Origin of the sequence: Mesorhizobium sp. CAU 1732, from assembly GCF_039888675.1 — a bacterium.
Lineage (GTDB): Bacteria > Pseudomonadota > Alphaproteobacteria > Rhizobiales > Rhizobiaceae > Aerobium.
On the sequence record NZ_JBDQQR010000001.1, the window covers coordinates 2,241,310 to 2,260,077 of the forward strand.

16 protein-coding genes and 1 pseudogene are annotated in these 18,768 nt (G+C 62.5%); 10 read left to right on the forward strand and 7 right to left on the reverse strand.

Annotated features, from left to right (window positions below; all coding sequences use genetic code 11):
- The first annotated feature begins 48 nt into the window (after window positions 1-48).
- Window positions 49-1,180, forward strand: a protein-coding gene (prfB, locus tag AAFN55_RS10980; protein ID WP_347798876.1) for a peptide chain release factor 2 whose coding sequence is annotated in 2 segments (ribosomal slippage) — window positions 49-114 and window positions 116-1,180 — 1,131 coding nt in all. Because the reading frame shifts where the segments join, the coding sequence is not laid out codon by codon here.
- 21 nt (window positions 1,181-1,201) lie between these two features.
- On the opposite strand, the gene AAFN55_RS10985 is transcribed toward prfB, so the two are convergent.
- The gene (locus AAFN55_RS10985; protein ID WP_347798877.1) at window positions 1,202-2,455 is read right to left on the reverse strand and encodes a M23 family metallopeptidase; all 1,254 of its coding nucleotides are present in this window, start codon (window positions 2,453-2,455) and stop codon (window positions 1,202-1,204) included.
- Between the two features lie 285 nt (window positions 2,456-2,740).
- Window positions 2,741-3,211 (reverse strand): peroxiredoxin, encoded by a 471-nt coding sequence (locus AAFN55_RS10990; protein WP_347798878.1) that lies wholly within the window; start codon window positions 3,209-3,211, stop codon window positions 2,741-2,743.
- 226 nt (window positions 3,212-3,437) lie between these two features.
- On the opposite strand from AAFN55_RS10990, the gene AAFN55_RS10995 reads away from it, so the two are divergent.
- Window positions 3,438-6,695 (forward strand): DUF3971 domain-containing protein, encoded by a 3,258-nt coding sequence (locus tag AAFN55_RS10995; RefSeq protein ID WP_347798879.1) that lies wholly within the window; start codon window positions 3,438-3,440, stop codon window positions 6,693-6,695.
- Between the two features lie 13 nt (window positions 6,696-6,708).
- On the opposite strand, the gene tyrS is transcribed toward AAFN55_RS10995, so the two are convergent.
- A complete protein-coding gene (gene tyrS, locus AAFN55_RS11000; protein ID WP_347798880.1) occupies window positions 6,709-7,962 on the reverse strand; it encodes a tyrosine--tRNA ligase in 1,254 nt (417 codons plus the stop codon).
- Window positions 7,963-8,066: 104 nt separating this feature from the next.
- Here tyrS and AAFN55_RS11005 point away from each other — a divergent pair, with 104 nt between their 5' ends.
- Window positions 8,067-9,185: an anhydro-N-acetylmuramic acid kinase gene (locus AAFN55_RS11005; protein WP_347800244.1), complete on the forward strand. Its 1,119-nt coding sequence runs from the start codon at window positions 8,067-8,069 to the stop codon at window positions 9,183-9,185.
- A gap of 230 nt (window positions 9,186-9,415) precedes the next feature.
- Here the strand turns inward: AAFN55_RS11005 and AAFN55_RS11010 are convergent.
- Window positions 9,416-9,583 (reverse strand): annotated as a pseudogene (locus AAFN55_RS11010) (DUF1508 domain-containing protein); the annotation flags it as partial.
- A gap of 107 nt (window positions 9,584-9,690) precedes the next feature.
- Complete coding sequence (locus AAFN55_RS11015; protein WP_347798881.1) at window positions 9,691-10,365, reverse strand: alpha/beta hydrolase; 675 nt, start codon at window positions 10,363-10,365, stop codon at window positions 9,691-9,693.
- Window positions 10,366-10,599: 234 nt separating this feature from the next.
- On the opposite strand from AAFN55_RS11015, the gene AAFN55_RS11020 reads away from it, so the two are divergent.
- The 6 genes from AAFN55_RS11020 to AAFN55_RS11045 all read left to right on the forward strand — a co-directional run bounded on the left by AAFN55_RS11020 (window position 10,600) and on the right by AAFN55_RS11045 (window position 17,269).
- Window positions 10,600-11,763, forward strand: coding sequence for a cysteine desulfurase family protein (locus tag AAFN55_RS11020; RefSeq protein WP_347798882.1), 1,164 nt, complete (start codon window positions 10,600-10,602; stop codon window positions 11,761-11,763).
- A 173-nt stretch (window positions 11,764-11,936) separates the two neighbouring features.
- The gene (gene sufB / locus AAFN55_RS11025; RefSeq protein ID WP_347798883.1) at window positions 11,937-13,454 is read left to right on the forward strand and encodes a Fe-S cluster assembly protein SufB; all 1,518 of its coding nucleotides are present in this window, start codon (window positions 11,937-11,939) and stop codon (window positions 13,452-13,454) included.
- A 73-nt stretch (window positions 13,455-13,527) separates the two neighbouring features.
- A complete protein-coding gene (sufC, locus tag AAFN55_RS11030; protein WP_347798884.1) occupies window positions 13,528-14,283 on the forward strand; it encodes a Fe-S cluster assembly ATPase SufC in 756 nt (251 codons plus the stop codon).
- Between the two features lie 8 nt (window positions 14,284-14,291).
- Window positions 14,292-15,557 (forward strand): Fe-S cluster assembly protein SufD, encoded by a 1,266-nt coding sequence (sufD, locus tag AAFN55_RS11035; RefSeq protein ID WP_347798885.1) that lies wholly within the window; start codon window positions 14,292-14,294, stop codon window positions 15,555-15,557.
- 72 nt (window positions 15,558-15,629) lie between these two features.
- On the forward strand, window positions 15,630-16,871 hold the full coding sequence (locus AAFN55_RS11040; RefSeq protein WP_347798886.1) for a cysteine desulfurase: 1,242 nt from the start codon (window positions 15,630-15,632) through the stop codon (window positions 16,869-16,871).
- Window positions 16,872-16,876: 5 nt separating this feature from the next.
- On the forward strand, window positions 16,877-17,269 hold the full coding sequence (locus AAFN55_RS11045) for an SUF system Fe-S cluster assembly protein (RefSeq protein ID WP_347798887.1): 393 nt from the start codon (window positions 16,877-16,879) through the stop codon (window positions 17,267-17,269).
- A gap of 61 nt (window positions 17,270-17,330) precedes the next feature.
- On the opposite strand, the gene AAFN55_RS11050 is transcribed toward AAFN55_RS11045, so the two are convergent.
- Window positions 17,331-17,669, reverse strand: a complete 339-nt coding sequence (locus AAFN55_RS11050) for a DUF1236 domain-containing protein (protein ID WP_347798888.1) — start codon at window positions 17,667-17,669, stop codon at window positions 17,331-17,333.
- Between the two features lie 193 nt (window positions 17,670-17,862).
- On the opposite strand from AAFN55_RS11050, the gene sufA reads away from it, so the two are divergent.
- Complete coding sequence (gene sufA / locus AAFN55_RS11055) at window positions 17,863-18,249, forward strand: Fe-S cluster assembly scaffold SufA (RefSeq protein ID WP_347798889.1); 387 nt, start codon at window positions 17,863-17,865, stop codon at window positions 18,247-18,249.
- 2 nt (window positions 18,250-18,251) lie between these two features.
- Here the strand turns inward: sufA and AAFN55_RS11060 are convergent, their stop codons facing one another.
- Window positions 18,252-18,749 (reverse strand): GFA family protein, encoded by a 498-nt coding sequence (locus AAFN55_RS11060; protein ID WP_347798890.1) that lies wholly within the window; start codon window positions 18,747-18,749, stop codon window positions 18,252-18,254.
- Window positions 18,750-18,768 lie beyond the last annotated feature (19 nt).

The following is an 18,768-nucleotide window of genomic DNA, read 5'->3' on the forward strand; positions in this document are numbered from 1 at the left end:
GCGCCGATCGAAAACCCCGCCTGAAAGACAACAGGAACAGACGCAGCCATGCGCGCAGAAACCGAAAATCTCGTCGACGAAATCAAGCAGGCCATAAGCCTGCTGAGGAGGCATCTTTGACTGGGATCAGGCGCTGAAGCGACTTGATTACCTCAACATGCGCGCAGAGGACGGCGACCTCTGGAACGATCCGCAGGAAGCGCAGAAACTCATGCGCGAACGCCAGGGGCTCGAGGACGGCATTACGTCCATCAAGGGCCTGACGCAGGCGCTCAACGACAACATCGAGCTCATCGCCTTGGGCGAGGAAGAGGGCGACGCATCCATCGTCTCGGAAGCCGAAACCGCGATTCGTGCCCTGGGCGGCGAAATCAAGGCTCGTCAGATCGAGACGCTGTTGTCGGGCGAAGCCGATTCCAACGACACCTATCTCGAAGTCCACGCCGGTGCGGGCGGTACGGAGAGCCAGGACTGGGCGAACATGCTGTTGCGCATGTATACCCGCTGGGCAGAACGTCGTGGCTTCAAGGTCGAGGTTCTGGAAGTCCATGACGGCGAAGAGGCGGGCATCAAGTCTGCGACGGTCGTCATCAAGGGCCACAACGCCTATGGCTGGCTGAAGACCGAGTCGGGGGTCCACCGTCTGGTGCGCATCTCGCCCTACGATTCGAATGCGCGCCGACACACGTCGTTCGCAAGCGTATGGGTCTATCCCGTCGTGGACGATTCGATCCAGATCGACGTGTCCGAATCCGACGTCCGCATCGATACCTATCGCGCGTCCGGTTCAGGTGGGCAGCACATCAACACGACGGATTCCGCGGTGCGCATCACGCATATCGCGACCGGAATCGCGGTCGCCTGCCAGGCGGAGCGCTCCCAGCACAAGAACCGCGCCAAGGCGTGGGAGATGCTGCGGTCACGTCTCTACGAGGAAGAGCTCAAGAAGCGCGAGGCCATCGCCAACGCGACCGAGGCCTCCAAGACCGAGATCGGCTGGGGCCATCAGATCCGATCCTACGTGCTGCAGCCCTATCAGCTCGTGAAGGATCTGCGGACGGGCGTGGAAAGCACGAGCCCGCAGGACGTGCTGGATGGTAAGCTGGACGACTTCATGGAAGCCGCCCTCTCGCAACGCATCGAAGGCGGCGCGGGGGCAGAGATCGCGGATATCGATTGATCTGGACCAGACGTCGGCAGGCTACATCAGCTTGCCGACTGTCTTTCCGGCTTTCAGGAAGCGCAGCGGGTCCACAGGCGTCCCGTCGCGCCGCACTTCGTAGTGCAGATGCGGACCGGTCGAGCGGCCGGTCGAGCCGACCTCTCCGACGATGTCGCCGGTGTCGACGGTCTGGCCCTTCGTGACCAGAATCTTGCTCATATGCGCGTAGCGCGTCGTCAGGCCCTGGCCGTGGTCGATCTCGACCATGCGGCCATAGCCGCCGTTCCAGCCCGCTTTCACGACGGTCCCCGCGCCGGCACTCACGATGCTGGTCCCGGTCTTGGCGCGAAAGTCGATGCCGGCATGCATGGCTGGGCGCCGGATGATCGGGTCGCGGCGAATGCCGAAGCTGCTCGATACGGGTTTGCCGGGTGCAGGGTTGTGGATAGGCACGACCTTTGCGACTGCCTTGACGGCGTCGAGCTTGTTCATTGCATCGTCGAGTTCGCGCACACGCGCCTCGAAATATTTGCCGCTTTCGACGGGCAGGAGCGGGCCGCCGATTCCGTCTTCGCCAAGGTCGAGGTCGACGGTGAGGCCGGCGGCTTCAAGGGCTTCCGCTATCTGGTCCGCCGTCTGATATGCATTTTCCGCCAATCCATCGAGGCCTTCGAGTTGCTCCGATTCGATGGCGCGCAACGACTGATTGATCGATACGAAGAGCCTGTCCGCCCGGTCCGCGGCACTTTCGAAGGTGTTGGCTTGCGGCCGGTTCGGCCAGTATGAGCTTGCCGTGCTGTCCGCGGTGATCGGCATGGACAGATCAGCCCGCAAATCCGGTTTCACGGCCGGAACGGGAGCATCGGTCGGAAGCTGCGCCGGGCTGCCTTTGACGCGCTCCAGCATAGGGCCGATGCGGCCGTGGCGCTGTGTGAGTTGCGACTGGCGGGCGAGGAGTTCGGAAACCTTGCTTTCGACGATCTGTTGGTCGAGCAACTGGCGGCTGGTGATGCGATCGACCTGCGCGCGCAGGAGCGAGATGCGATCCTCGTAGGCATGCTGCATGCGTGCCTGCCGCGCGGCCGATGCGCCGATGAGGTCGTCGCGCAGCACGAGATAGGACGTCGCGAGGAGATAGCCGACCGCGACCGCGGCCACTGCCGACCCCAGCAAGGCAGCCGCCAGAGGACGGATCGTAAAGTGCCTTATGTCGTCGCCGCGCGCGATGATGACCGTATGCGGTTCCTTGCGTCTGCCGAAAACCGAAGCCTGCCGATAGTCTGTCACTGACACACCCGAACCGTAGAAAATCTATGGTCTGATTACACAATGTTAGGGTTAACAAAGCTTTGCCCGTTGCGCGAATGAGGCATCTAAAACGAAAACGCCCCGGACGAGGCCGGGGCGTTTATCGGGTCTGCGGGGTGACTAGAAGAACAGCCAGAGCAGGATGATGATCGGGATCGGTATTCCGATCATCCACAAAAGAAGTCCGCGCAACATGTTGCCTCCTGAGATCACGATTTCGTTGGTTCGTGTGGGCAACGCGATGCGAGAGCGATTTGTTCCCGATTTCGCTCAGCCTATGTCGTTTGCGGCGGCAAGCACCTCGGCGGCATGACCGGGCACTTTTACCTTGTTCCAGATGCGGGCGATCCTGCCGTCCCTGTCGATGAGGAGTGTGGTGCGTTCGACGCCCATATATTTGCGTCCGTACATGCTCTTTTCGACCCAGACGCCGTAGCGTTCGAGCGTCGTCTTGTCCTCGTCGGATGCAAGATCGACCGCAAGTGCATGTTTTTTCTTGAATTTATCATGGCTCTTCACGCCGTCCGGCGAAAGACCGACCAGCACCGCGCCGGCAGCATCGAAGTCGGGCTTGAGCGCGGTGAAATCGATCGCCTCCACGGTGCAGCCGCTGGTGTCGTCCTTCGGATAGAAGAACAGCACCACAATCTTGCCCCTATGGGCGGATAGCGACACCCGTGTGCCGCCATCGCCAGGCAGGTCGAAATCGGGCGCTTCGTCGCCGATCTTGATGTGTTCCATGCGGTCCCCCTTCCAGGTGGTTATGCTGTCGCGAACGGGGATATAGTAGCTTCGTCAGATTCGTCCATCACAGGAAACAGGCCCATCCGGCGTGCACAGTGAGGTTCCTCCCCACGAGAAGATCCGCTTTCGCCGCTGCGACATAGCGTGCCTGGATGATCTTCCCTCGGCTGTGCCCAAGGCCAAGCCAACTCTGTGGAGGACGGCTCCGCGCTGTGCGGCTAGAATGACGCTCGGCGCCGTGGCGGTGGTGACCGTGCTCGCTTTGCTTGTGTGTGCTGCAATCTGGAGCGGGATCGGCGACGAGAGGCTGCGTGTACAGGCACAATCCGCCGTCGCCTCCCTCGTCGGCGAAGACTTCGATGCACGCATACGCGCCACCCGTATTTCGCTCGGAGATTTGGGCCGCCCGACGCTCGAAGTCAGCGATGCCCGTCTTGTGTCGGCCGATGAGGGCAGGGAGGCCATGGCGGTCGGCTATATGCGCTTCGGCCTCCGCATCTTCCCGCTCATCCGAGGCGAAACCAAGCTCGGCAACGTCCAGATCGGCGACGCGCGCATCGAGCTTGCGGCCATGCCACGCACGGATGGCGGTATCGGCCTTGCGATCTTCGACGAAGGCGGGCTGATCGACCCGGACGCGGTCATCGCGGCGCTCTTCGAAGGCGCGCAGCGCATCATCGGCTCGACCGGGCGAAGCGACGTCGATCACATCTCCTTCGAGAATGTCGAGATCGCTCTGGGAGCCGGTGCCGACGCCAATCCCCTTCATATCCGTCAGGCCGTCTTCCGTGGCAGCCCGTCCGGCGAATTGTCCGTGACGGCGACGATCGAAGTCGGGGGCCGCATCGCCACGATCGATGGCGAGGCCGCACGCGACGCCCGGACCGGCCTGATCCGGACGCTGTCCGTCCGCCTGGATGCATCGGGCGAGGACGAGATGGCGGTCGAGCCCGACGCCGTCGATGACGGCCGCGCATTCTCGTCGGCGTCGCTCGCCATCGCCGGCACACAGCGCGCAGAGGGCGATGTCTTCGACATTTCCGGGCGCATCGCCGGCCTGGACATCAAATTGGGCAACAATGACAGGATCGTCGGCGACATCGATCTCAAGGCGGCCGCGGTTCATGGCACCGGAAAACTCGAGATCGATGCGCTTCGGGTGGCCACCGGCCGATCGACCTGGAATTTCCATGGCGCAATCGGCCCGACGCCTGCATCCGCCGCGCCGGACGGCAAGCACAGCTATCGCTTCGAACTGGTGAGTGACGGGTCGGTGATCGCGCCCGCAGGTTCGCCCGAGCCCGCGCTGGAGGCGGTCGCTCGTATCGCGGGGCACTTGAACCCCGATGCGTCCCTGCTGACGCTCGAGGATATCGGGGTGCGCTCGCGCCAGGGCGAGTTGCGCGGAAACGCGGCAATCGCGCGCGTTGAGGGAAAGACGCCCGGCATAAATCTGCGGCTCTCCGTCGATGACATGCCTGTCAGTCAGGTCAAGCAGCTTTGGCCGTGGTTCGCAGCGCCGGGCGCGCGCAACTGGGTGCTGGCAAACATCTATGGCGGTCTCGTCGGGGAGGGCAGTCTGGAACTCGACGTGCCGCCCGGACGCATGGGCAATGGCATTCCTTTTGGTGCGGACGAGATATTCGGCGCGTTCACGATCAGCGGTACGCGTTTCGACGTGGCAGGCCGCATCCCGCCCGTCAGGGACAGCAACGGCTCCGTCGATTTTCGCGGCACGGATATCGATGTCGCGCTGCAAAGCGGCACGGTCTTCATGCCGGGCGGCCGCACGGTGGCCGCGAGCGGCGGAACCCTCACGATCCGCGACGTGCACATGCAGCCTGTGATCGGCAAGTTGAACATCAATGTCGCGGGCGACGCGGATGCCGTCATGCAACTGGCGAGCTACGACCCGATCAATGTCGACCGCTTCATCGACATCCAGCCAGACGAGATAGAGGGCAAGGTTTCTGGCCTGGTGGTCGCCGACATCCCGCTCCAGCGCAACATCTCGGCAGAGAACCTCGCCTGGCGCGTCGAGCTGTCCTACACCGATCTCGATCTTGCCAAACCGTTCGAAGGGCAGGTGGTGAGCGATGCAGCGGGCACGATCAAGGTCGACCCGCGCAGCGCCGTCATCGACGCGAAAGCGCGTCTGAACGGCGCGCCCGCAACGCTCAGCCTCGTGGAGCCGCTCGGCCAGAGCACGGTTGCGCGCGCGCGCCGCGTGGCGCTTCAACTGGACGACAAGGCGCGCGCTGCGATAGCGCCGGGCTTGAACACGCTTCTCTCGGGGACGACCGAGGTCGAGCTCGACGATGCCTCGAAGGATCGCCGCCTGATCACCGCCAGCCTCGACCGGGCGACGTTGACCATTCCATGGGTGGGATGGAGCAAGGGCAACGGTGTCGGAGGCGATGTAGCCTTTGCGATGAAGACGGACGGTAACCGCATCGACCTGACCGACTTCAAGCTCAGCGGAGACACGTTCGGGGCGACCGGCGCGCTGGCGCTGGTGGGCGGAAACGTCGTGAGTGCACGTTTTCCGTCGGCAAGCCTCAATCGCGGCGATGATTTCTCGTTCGACATGGTCGCCAAGGGCAAGGGCTACGCGATCACCATTCGCGGGCAGAGCATCGACGCGCGGTCGATCGTAAAACTCTACGCGGCGGACGCGAAGGGCGGCACGGCTGCCGGCGGCAAGCCTGTGCCCGTGTCGATCGACATGGAGGTCGCGTCGCTCGTCGGTTTCCACGGCGCGACGTTCCGGAACGTGAAGTTGAACTATTCCGGCACGGGCGCGCGCACGGACGTGCTGGAATTCAACGCAACGACCCCGGAGGGGCGTCCGGTGACGTTCCGGGACGGCCGCGATGGAGACACGCGCAGGGTCGAGATGCGATCCGGCGACGCCGGCACATTGCTCCGGTTCCTCGACCTCTACGAGAACATGGAAGGTGGCGACATCACGCTGGCACTTGCCGGGCGCGGTGACGGCCCGTTGAGCGGCCGCGTGGATGCGCGCGATTTCTGGCTGGTCAACGAGCCCAGGCTGAGCTCGATCGTGTCGACCGCGCCGGCGCAAAGCGGGCGCTCGCTGAACCAGGCTGTGCGCGGTGAGATCGATACGTCACGCGTGCAGTTCGAGCAGGGCTACTCGCAAATCGAAAAGGGGGTCGGCTATCTCTCCCTCGATTCAGGCGTGCTGCGCGGGCCGCTTGTCGGCGCGACCTATCAGGGGATGCTCTACGATCGGGCCGGCAACATGGCGATGACCGGCACGTTCATGCCGGCATACGGCCTCAACCGCATCTTTGGCGAGATTCCGCTGATCGGCCAGATCCTCGGCAATGGCCGCGACCGTGGCTTGATCGGCATAACCTTCCGCGTGGCGGGAAGCACGCAGAACCCTCAACTCGAGGTGAACCCGCTATCGGTGATCGCGCCCGGCATCTTCCGCTCGGTCTTCGAATACAGGTAGCTTGGTGCGCCGGTCAGACCGGGCGCAGCAGCACGTGCTTCTTCTTCCCCATCGACACCTTCAGGACGCCTTCGGAGGTCAGCGCATCCTCGGTAACGTTGAGGCGATCGTCGGAGATCGCTTCGTCGTTGAGGCGAACGCCGCCGCCCTGAACCTGCCGCCGCGCCTCACCGTTCGAGGCTGCGAGCCCTGCGCGGACCACCAAAGCGAGAATGCCCATGCCGGCGGCAAGCTCGGCGGCGGCGATCTCGATGGTCGGCAGGCTTTCCGACAATGCGCCTTCCTCGAAGGTCTTGCGCGCGGTTTCCGCCGCCTGGTCCGCCGCCACACGCCCATGCAGCATCGCCGTGATCTCGGTCGCGAGCACCTTTTTGGCGTCGTTGATCTCCGAGCCGCCAAGCGCCTCCAGCCGCGCGACTTCGTCGAGCGGCAGCGTCGTGTAGAGCTTGAGGAAGCGACCGACATCGGCATCCTCGGTATTGCGCCAGTATTGCCAGAACTCGTAGGCCGAGAGCATGTCGGGGTTGAGCCAGACGGCGCCGTTGAGCGATTTGCCCATCTTGGCGCCGGACGCCGTGATCAGGAGCGGGGAAGTCAGGGCGTAGAGCTGCGGCGTCCCCATGCGGTGACCGAGATCGATACCGCTGACGATGTTGCCCCATTGGTCCGAGCCGCCCATCTGCAGGCGTGTATCGTAGCGCCTGTTGAGCTCCACGAAATCGTAGGCTTGCAGCACCATGTAGTTGAATTCGAGGAACGACAGCGACTGCTGCCGGTCGAGCCGCAGCTTCACGCTGTCGAAGGAGAGCATGCGGTTGACCGAGAAATGCGCGCCGACGTCACGGAGGAATTCGAGATAGTTGAGCTTGCGCAGCCAGTCGCCATTGTCGACCATCAACGCGTCACGCGGGCCATCGCCGAACGTCAGGTAGTTGGAGAAGACCTTCTTGATGGACGCGATGTTCGACGCGATCGTGTCGAGTGTCATCAGCTTGCGCGCCTCGTCCTTGAAGGACGGGTCGCCGACCATGCCGGTCCCGCCACCCATCAGGGCGACAGGGCGGTGCCCGGTCTGCTGCATCCAGTGCAGCATCATGATCTGGATCAGGCCGCCAGCATGCAGGCTCGGCGCCGTCGGGTCGAAGCCGATATAGGCTGTCACGGTTTCCTTCGCGAAGAGATCGTCGAGGCCGGTTTCATCCGAAATCTGGTGGATGAAGCCGCGTTCGGACAAGGTGCGCAGGAAATCGGACTTGAAGGCGGGCATTGTCTTGGCTTTCTGATGGCGTCTTGGGCCGCGCGCGCCGATGGCGCGCCGACGCGTGCGCCTTTAGCATCCCGAACACGAGAATCACAAGGAAAAGGCGCCCGATGACGCTGACTTGCGCGATTGGACTGATGAGCGGAACGTCAATGGACGGCATCGACCTGGCTGTCGTCGCCACGGATGGCGAAGGCGACGTGCGGCGCGGTCCGAGCGCCTTCACGCCTTACGAAGCGGCATTTCGGCGGCGCATCGAGGCGGCGCTGAACGGTGCCAAAGCGATCCAGCGGCGCGATGAGCGGCCCGGTGATCTTGGCGAACTGGAACGCGAACTGACACTGCGCCACGCCCGCGCGGTCCGATCCTTCATGCAGGAAAACCCGCAGATCAGGCCCGAACTGATCGGTTTCCATGGTCAGACCGTTCTGCATCGGCCGGAGCAGGCATTGACCGTGCAACTGGGCGACGGTGCGTTGCTCGCATGCGAAACCGGGCTGTCCGTGGTCTACGACATGCGCGCCAACGATATGGTGCATGGCGGGCAGGGCGCGCCGCTCGTGCCGGCCTACCACGCGGCGCTGGCCGCTTCGCTGCCGGTGGCGTGGCGTCGGTTTCCGGTCTGCTTCGTGAACATCGGTGGCATCTCGAACGTCACCTTCGTGCCGCAGCACGGGGACCCGGTCGCATTCGACAGCGGTCCTGGCAATGCGTTGATCGATCAATGGGTATCCCGCCAGGGCGGCGTGCCGTACGACGCCGATGGTATGATCGCCAGCGAGGGCGGAATCATTCGGACGGTCGTTGGCGCCTATATGGCCACGCCGTTTTTCGAAAAACCTTTGCCAAAGTCGCTTGATCGCAATGACTTCGCACTGGATCTTGCAGCAGGACTGGAACTGTCCGACGGCGCAAGAACGCTTGCAGCGGTGTCGGCCGAGGCCATCCTCGCGGCAACCCGGCATATGCCGGCTGCGCCGAAGCTCTGGATTGTCTGCGGCGGCGGGCGCAAGAACCCGCACATCGTCGCCGATCTGCGCGCAGGTGCGGTCGCCTCTGGCGCCGACGTTATTCTAGCGGAAGACGCTAACCTCGACGGCGACGCGATGGAAGCCGAGGCATGGGCCTATCTGGCGGTGAGATCCCGGCGTGGCCTTCCGCTCACCTTTCCGACAACGACCGGTTGTCGGGAAGCGGTGAGCGGTGGCCTGTACGCGGCCGGCGTCTGACGAGATCAGGCCGTCGCTTTTGCCTTTGATGATTTTGCCTTTGCCTTGGCTGGTGCCTTTGGCTTGGCCGCAGCTTTGGGTTTTGGCGCAGCCTTCGCCTTCGTGGTCGCCTTGGAAACGGCCTTCGCAACGGGTGCTGCTACTGCGGCGGCAGCGCCTTTTATCGTAGACGCGGCCTTGCCTGCGGCCTTTTTGACCGCGGACTTTGCCTTTGGTGCTGCTGCCGCTTGCTCTTCCACAGGTGCGTCGGCTGCGCTCTTCTTGATCGATTCGATGGCCTTTATCGCGGAAGCCCGCGCTTTGTAGCCCTCGGACGAAAACATGATCTCGCCATTGTTTGCACGGTAGCGAAACCGGGTTTCGCCCTTCTTGTCCTTGTAAACTTCAAATTTAGGCACGGCAGATTTCCCCTCGTTGAACGACGTGAGTCTCCTACGAGCGAAAAGGTCGCACGCTATGCATGAACTGTCGAGATGCAGTCTAGCGCGTTACTGTGACGTCTGATCTAGCGCAGGCGCTTGGGACGAGGATCCGCCAACTCTCCCGCAAGACGACGGTCGAGATAGTCGGAGCATTCCTCGAGCAGAAGTTCGGCATCGTTCGAGAAGAAGTGGTTCGCACCGGGCAATGTCTTCTGCGTGATCGTGATTCCCTTCTGCGTGTGCAGCTTGTCGACCAATCCCTGTACATCCTTCGGCGGCGCGACCTTGTCTGCATCCCCATGGATGATCAGGCCGGACGACGGGCAGGGCGCCAGGAACGAGAAATCGTAGGTGTTGGGCTGCGGCGCGATCGACATGAAGCCTTCGATCTCCGGGCGGCGCATCAGGAGCTGCATGCCGATCCAGGCGCCGAAGGAATAGCCTGCGACCCAGCAGCTTTTCGAATCGGGATGAAGCGACTGCACCCAGTCGAGCGCGGCGGCGGCGTCCGAGAGTTCGCCCGTTCCGTGGTCGAACTCGCCCTGGCTGCGTCCGATGCCGCGGAAGTTGAACCGGAGTGTCGTGAAGTCGCGCTTCTGGAACATGTAGAACAGGTCGTACACGATCTTGTTGTTCATCGTGCCGCCGAACTGCGGATGCGGATGAAGGACGATCGCGATCGGCGCGTTCTTTTCCTTGGAAGGCTGATAGCGGCCTTCGAGGCGACCTGCAGGACCGGTAAAGATGACTTCGGGCATACTTACTCCAATTCACGCCGACAGACGGCGGACGTTACGTGCAGGGACCGGCGACGGTCTCAGGCTTGACGGCAAGGGGTGAGCCGCCTAGAACCAGTTTAGAACTATTCAAAACTGGCAGCCACGAATGGGCGCCGGTTTGCAGAGCGGGTAAATAGGACGGCTGCCCTTGCAATTTCAAGGAAAAACGCCGACCTGCCGCCCGTGACCAATCGAAGGTGACCAACAAGAGCGATGACGGTCAGGCGCGCCTATCTCGATTACAATGCAAGCGCACCGCTTTTGCCGGCGGCGCGCGCAGCGATGCTTGCCGCGCTCGACCTCGATGCCAATCCGTCTTCCGTTCATATAGATGGACGCGCGGCGCGAAAGACGGTCGATGTCGCACGTCGTGCGGTCGCAGCGCTGGTGAATGCGAAACCCGAACATGTCGTCTTCACATCGGGCGCGACCGAGGCGGCAACGACGCTTCTGTCTCCCGACTGGATGATGGGGCGCGCGCCGGTTCGCATGGCAAGGCTTGTCGTCTGCGCAACGGACCATCCCTGCATTCTGGGCGGCGGGCGCTTTCCGAAGGACGCCGTCGACGTGGTCGGCGTCGATCGGAACGGTATCGTCGATCTCGTGGCGCTCGAAGCGATGCTTCAGGCGCATGATCGCGACGACGGGCTCGTGATGGTCGCGCTTCATGCCGCCAACAACGAGACCGGCGTGATCCAGCCGATCGCCGAGATCGCCCGGCTGGTGAAGGCGCATGGCGGGGTTCTCGTGGTCGATGCGGTCCAGGCTGCTGGGCGAATTCCGATAGATATTACAGATGGTTACGGAGATTTTCTGATTCTCTCGTCTCACAAGATTGGCGGCCCGATGGGCGTCGGCGCGATCGTCGGGACGTCCGACCTGATGATGCCCGCGCCGCTGATCCGGGGCGGCGGACAGGAAAAGGGCCATCGCGCCGGCACCGAGAACCTGCCGGGCATTGCAGGCTTCGGAGCCGCCGCGCGCGCGGCGCACGCCGGGCTTGGCGATACGCCGGGACTGGCGGGCGTCCGCGACCATCTGGAGCGGTCGTTGCTGACCATGGCGCCTGACGCGATGATCTTTGGACAGAGCGTCGAACGCCTTTGCAATACCAGCTTCTTTGCGGTACCCGGCCTCAAGGCCGAGACGGCGCAGATCGCATTCGACCTCGCCGGTGTATCGCTGTCGGCTGGCTCGGCCTGTTCTTCGGGCAAGGTCGGTCCGAGCCACGTTCTCAAGGCCATGGGTGTCGGCGACGGGACTGGCGCGCTTCGCGTGTCGATCGGCCGCGATACCGGCGAGGACGACATCGCTGCATTCGAGCGAGCGTTGAGCGCCCATCTGGCGCGCCGCGCGGTCGGTTCGGAGGCGGCCTGACACCGGGTTTGCGACAGGGCGCGTCCTGTCGTCGCGTGCATGAACGAGTTTGCCCGACAGGGTGATTTTTCGCTCAGCACATCTTACATAAGACGCATTCCGCGCATGACGCGCGGTCATATGCGATTTCGACAACTGCCGGGCCTTGACCCCGGCGAGGATGGAGAACGCCGATGCCTGCTGTGCAGGAAACGATCGAGCAGGTCCGCAAGATCGACGTGGACCAGTATAAATACGGCTTCGAGTCGTTTATCGAGATGGACAAGGCTCCCAAGGGCCTGAGCGAAGATACGATCCGCTTCATCTCGGCCAAGAAGGAAGAGCCGGAGTGGATGCTGGAATGGCGTCTCGGCGCGTTCCGCCGCTGGCTGACGCTCGAGGAGCCGACCTGGGCGCGGGTGAACTATCCGAAGATCGACTTCCAGGACATCCACTATTACGCGGCGCCGAAATCGACGCCCGGACCGACATCGCTCGACGAGGTCGATCCCGAACTCCTCAAGATTTACGAGAAGCTCGGCATTCCACTGCGCGAGCAGGAAATCCTGGCCGGCGTCGAAAAGCCGGCCGCAGATGACGAGGATATCGCCAACGACAACGTCTACAAGTCAGGCCGCGTGGCGGTGGACGCGGTGTTCGATTCCGTGTCGGTCGTCACCACCTTCAAGGCCGAACTTGCCAAGGCCGGCGTGATCTTCTGCTCGATCTCCGAGGCGATCCGCGAGCATCCCGAACTCGTCCAGAAATATCTGGGTACGGTCGTGCCGACCACCGACAACTACTACGCCACGCTGAATTCGGCCGTCTTCACCGATGGCTCATTCGTGTTCATTCCCAAGGGCGTGCGCTGCCCGATGGAATTGTCGACCTATTTCCGCATCAACGAGAAGAACACCGGCCAGTTCGAGCGCACGCTGATCATCGCGGAAGAGGGCTCTTACGTTTCTTATCTGGAAGGCTGCACGGCGCCGCAGCGCGACGAGAACCAGCTTCACGCGGCCGTGGTCGAACTGATCGCGCTCGACGATGCTGAGATCAAATACTCGACCGTCCAGAATTGGTATCCGGGCGACGCGCAGGGCAAGGGCGGCATCTACAACTTCGTCACCAAGCGCGGCGATTGCCGCGGCGACCGCTCGAAGATTTCGTGGACGCAGGTCGAGACCGGCTCGGCGATCACCTGGAAATACCCGTCCTGCATCCTGCGGGGTGACGATTCACGCGGCGAGTTCTATTCGATCGCCGTGTCGAACGGTCACCAGCAGATCGACTCGGGCACCAAGATGATCCATCTCGGCAAGAACACGTCGAGCCGCATCATCTCGAAGGGCATTTCGGCCGGCAAGTCGAACAACACCTATCGTGGCCAGGTGTCCGCGCATCGCGAGGCGAGCAACGCGCGCAACTTCACGCAGTGCGATTCGCTCCTGATCGGCAATGAGTGCGGCGCCCATACCGTGCCGTATATCGAGGCGAAGAACTCGACCGCGCAGTTCGAACACGAGGCGACGACGTCCAAGATTTCCGAAGACCAGCTCTTCTATGTGATGCAGCGCGGCATTCCGGAGGAAGAGGCGATCGCGCTGATCGTCAACGGCTTCGTCAAGGAAGTCATCCAGGAACTACCGATGGAGTTCGCCGTCGAGGCACAGAAGCTCATCGGCATCTCGCTTGAGGGCAGCGTCGGCTGATCTTGGCCCGACCCCATCGTCTATAGTCGGTGCCGCGTGTCGAGCGGACCTAAAGGAATACGGAAGAACAAAAATGCTTGAGATCAGAAACCTTCATGCCCGCATCGCCGAAGATGGCACCGAGATCATTCGCGGGCTGAACCTCACCGTGAACAAGGGCGAAGTCGCCGCCATCATGGGCCCCAACGGCTCGGGCAAGTCGACGCTGTCCTATATCCTCGCTGGCCGCAGTGACTACGAAGTGACCGAGGGCGAGATTCTTTACAATGGCGAGAGCATCCTCGAGATGGACCCGGCCGAACGCGCCGCCGCCGGCATCTTTCTCGCCTTTCAGTATCCGATGGAGATACCGGGCGTCGCGACGATGGAGTTCCTCAAGGTCGCGATGAACGCCCAGCGCAAGGCGCGTGGCGAAGACGCGTTGAAGATTCCGGACCTGCTTAAGCGGGTGAAGGAGGGCGCGGCCTCGCTCAACATCGACATGGCGATGCTCAAGCGGCCGCTCAATGTCGGCTTTTCCGGCGGCGAAAAGAAGCGCGCCGAGATCCTTCAGATGAAGCTTCTGGAGCCGTCGCTCTGCATCCTCGACGAGACCGATTCAGGCCTTGATATCGACGCGCTCAAGATCGTCTCGGATGGCGTCAACGCGCTGCGTTCGCCTGATCGCGCGATCGTCGTGATCACGCATTATCAGCGTCTGCTCGAGCACATCGTGCCCGACAGCGTGCATGTTCTCTACAAGGGCCAGGTGATCAAGTCCGGCGACAAGAGCCTCGCGCTCGAACTCGAAGAAAACGGCTATGCCGGCGTGATCGAAGAGGCAGCCTGAGGCGCATCATGAATATCCATGCGACCCCGACAAAACTGACGCCCGCCGAGATTGCTCTGGTGGATGCGTTCGCCGAGCGGATTTCCGACCTGCCGGGCGATGCGACGGTAACGGTCCAGCGCGACGAGGCGATTGAGCGTCTCAAGGCCGGGCTGCCGACGCGCCGCATCGAGGCATGGCACTATACCGACCTGCGCCGGCTTCTGAGCATCGTGCCGGCTTTCGATTCGACTGCGCAGGCACAGGGCGTGGCGCCGCTGATCGAAGGATCGCAACTCCTGCGCGTGCTCAACGGTGTGGCTGACAGTATTCCGTCGATCGAAAGCGTTCGTGTGGAGCGCTTCCACGACGTCTTGCAGACCGGCTCAGGCATGAGTCTGGCGCCCGTCGAGCACGCGGACGCGGTCGGAGCGATCAACACCGCCTTCGCCAGCGACGGCTTTGCGCTGACGATCGATGCTGACGCCACGCTCGACACACCGATCGAATTCCAGAACGTCCAGGCCGGCGGGCAGGTTCATGCGCGTTTTTCGGTCGATGCCGGCAGCGGCTCGAAGGCAGTCGTCGTCGAGCGGCAACTGGGAACTGGCGATGCCCTGGCCAGTTCCGTCAGCACGCTCACGGTCGGCGACGGCTCGGACATCGTCTGGATTATCCTTCAGGAGCAGCCGACCGGTGCGACGCATCTGGGCCAGATCAATGTGACGCTCGGCAAGGATTCCAGGCTCACCTTGTTCGTGATGAACATCGGCGCAAAGCTGGTGCGCCAGGAAGTGCGTGTCGACGCTGCCGGCGAAGGTGCAGACTTCAAGCTTCGCGGCATCAATCTGCTCGGCGGCGACACGCATTGCGATGTCACTATGGTTCTGGACCACTCCGCCCCGCACACCACCTCGACCGAAGTCATCCGCAACGTGGTGACCGACCGGGCGCACGGTGTATTCCAGGGTCAGATCCGCGTCGCCGCGATCGCTCAGAAGACCGACGCGAAGATGGCGTGCAACACGCTTCTCCTGTCGGACGATGCCGAGTTCTCGACCAAGCCGGAACTCGAAATCTTCGCTGACGACGTGGCCTGCGGCCACGGTGCGACGGTGACCGAGATCGACGGCAACCACCTCTTCTACCTGATGGCGCGCGGCATCGAGGAGAAGATCGCGCGTGGCCTTTTGGTGAAGGCGTTCGTGGCGGAGATCATCGAGGAGATGGATGACGAGGTGATCGTCGAGGCGCTCGAAGCGCGGCTCGACGGTTGGTTCGCCGAGCACGGATAACGCGCAACCGCTTTGCCGTCACGCGTGGGGATCGGTGCTGCAAGGAGTGCGGTCAAGGCCGCTGAAAGACAGATGGACCAGAAAGTCTCAAACGCACCCTACGACGTCGAGGCGATCCGCCGCGATTTCCCGATCCTGTCGCGCGAAGTCTATGGCAAGCCGCTTGTCTATCTGGACAACGGCGCCTCGGCTCAGAAGCCGCAGACGATGATCGACGCGGTCACGCACGCCTATTCGAACGAATACGCCAACGTCCATCGCGGCCTGCATTTCCTGTCCAACGCCGCGACCGACGCCTACGAGAAGTCACGCGAGACGGTTCGCCGCTTCCTGAATGCCGGCAGCGTGGACGAGATCGTGTTCACCAAGTCCACCACCGAGGCGATCAACACGGTCGCTTATGGCTGGGGCATGCCGAATATCGGCGCGGACGACGAGATCGTCATCTCGATTATGGAGCATCACTCCAACATCGTTCCCTGGCATTTCATCCGCGAGCGCCAGGGCGCGAAGCTGGTCTGGGCGCCGGTGGATGACGAGGGTGCGTTCCACATCGAGGATTTCGAAAAAAGCCTGACTGAACGGACCAGGCTTGTCGCGATCACGCATATGTCGAACATGCTGGGCACCGTCACGCCGATCAAGGAGATCGTGCGGATCGCGCATGCGCGCGGCATCCCCGTTCTGGTGGATGGCAGCCAAGCCGCCGTCCACATGCCGGTCGACGTGCAGGATCTGGGCTGCGACTGGTACGTCTTTACGGGCCACAAGGTCTACGGCCCCTCGGGTATCGGCGTGCTTTACGGCAGGAAGGACATGCTGGGAGCCATGCGCCCCTTCCAGGGCGGCGGCGAGATGATCGAGGAGGTCACCGAGGACCGTGTCACCTACAACGAGCCGCCGCACCGCTTCGAGGCGGGCACGCCGCCGATCGTTCAGGCGATCGGGCTTGGAGCGTCGCTCGAATATATGGAGACCGTGGGGCGCGAGCGCATAGCGGCACACGAGGCCGAACTGGCCGCCTACGCGCATGAGCGCCTTCGGGGTATCAACTCGCTGCGCATATTCGGCAATGCGCCCGGCAAGGGCGCAATCGTATCCTTCGAGCTTCAGGGCATACACGCCCACGACGTCTCGATGGTGATCGACCGATCGGGCGTGGCGGTGAGGGCGGGCACGCACTGTGCACAGCCATTGCTCAAGAGATTTGGCGTGACCTCGACATGCAGGGCCTCCTTCGCCATGTATAATACGAAGGCCGAGATCGACGTCCTGGCCGAGGCGCTGGAAAAGGCGCGGACATTTTTCGGGTGAACATGATGGACGACACAGTTCCCACTGGCACGGAGCCGCAGGCGGCCGAGAGTGACGGCGCGGTTTCCGCTTCGTCGATACCGCAGGACGATCTGGCGCGGATGACCGACGATATCATCAGCGCGCTGAAGACCGTCTACGACCCAGAGATTCCGGCCGACATCTATGAACTCGGCCTGATCTACAAGATCGACATCGAGGACGACCGCTCGGTCAAGATCGACATGACGCTGACCGCACCGGGATGCCCCGTGGCGGGCGAGATGCCCGGATGGGTGGAGAATGCCGTCGCAACTGTCGAGGGCGTGTCCGGCGTCGATGTGAAGATGGTGTTCGATCCACCCTGGTCTCCCGACCGCATGTCGGAAGAAGCGCAGGTTGCCGTCGGCTGGTATTAAAGAAACGGCCCGGTCACAGTGTGCCGGGCCGAAAATATAAGTTTCTGATGGAGGTCAGAGTCTATTCTATGATCTCAACGATCCGGCGCGTCTCCGGTTCCACGACAACGGTACGATTCTCGATGACGACGTAGTCGTAGGGCGTATCGAGTGTGGGTTCATCGATCCGGCGAAGCTCGATCGGCTCAGGAACGATGGCACCAACCGTGATGTCGAAATCAATGGCTGGGTCGTACCCCATCGGCGGTTGCGAGGTGACATATTCGCGGATGATGGTCTGTTGTTCCGGGACGAGGACGATATCGGGCTGCTGTTCCACGATAACGGCCTGTGCGGATGCGGTACCCGCGCCGGCGATCAGGAAAAGACCTGCAAGGGCAGCTTTGGTGTGACGGTTCATGGTGTATCTCCATTCTCGTTCGATGCCACTGGAACACCGAAAAAGCCGATCTGTTCCATCACGCCGTGCTACCGGCATGAAACACACTGCCTCCGAGAAGGCCCGCGATAAGGGTTGTGCAATGCGGAATTCTTCACCATCTTACTTCTATCGTTTCGCAGGCCTTGAACCTGCGACAACAGGAGACTGACCCATGGGACGCTTTGCCGTCATGAGCATGACCGACGCCGCGGCCGACCGCGTGCGTGATATCGTAGAGGCGCGCGATGGCGCGCTGGGCGTCCGCGTCGGCGTCAAGAAGGGCGGCTGTGCGGGCATGGAGTACACGGTCGACCTCGTGACCGAGCCAAACGCGAAGGACGATCACGTCGAACATGGCGGCGCGCATGTATGGGTGGCGCCGGAAGCGGCATTGTTCCTGCTTGGCACGCGCATGGATTTCGAGCGCACGACGCTCCGCACCGGCTTCACGTTCAGCAACCCGAACCAGAGTTCGGCGTGCGGTTGCGGCGAGTCCGTCGAACTTCAGCCGGCCGACCTCAAGGCGCTTGCCGAAGCGCGCGCTGCCGCTGAGGCCTGAGCCTAGTCTACCCAAAGCCCGCGCTTCCTGTGCCAGTCGGCAATCGATTCCTCGGGATAGACATCGAACGTCGCGTCACCGTCGTGGATGTTCGGCTCGACCCATGACGCCTTGTATTTCAGCATGAGATGCACACTCTCCGGCGCGACCGGCAGATCGCTGTCGATTGCCGAGGCGAATGGATGCACCAATTCCGGCCATGTCGGATCATAGAGCCACAGCGACGACCCGCACGCCGTGCAGAACCGCCGCTGGCCGCTGGAAATCTCGCAGCCTGGATGCTCGTCGTCGTGGATCGCGGCGCTGTAGGTACCAAGATGCTTCTCGCCCTCTATCTCGAGCGTTTTCGCATCCGCACCGAGATTGATCGCGTAGCCGCCTCCGCCCTGTTGCTTCCTGCATATCGAGCAGTAGCAGCGCTGGTAGGGAACGGGTGTATGGCTCCGCACCGCGAACCTGACCTTGCCGCAATGGCAGGAGCCCTTCAGAAGCATCGGCATCGCACTCTTCTCCGATCCG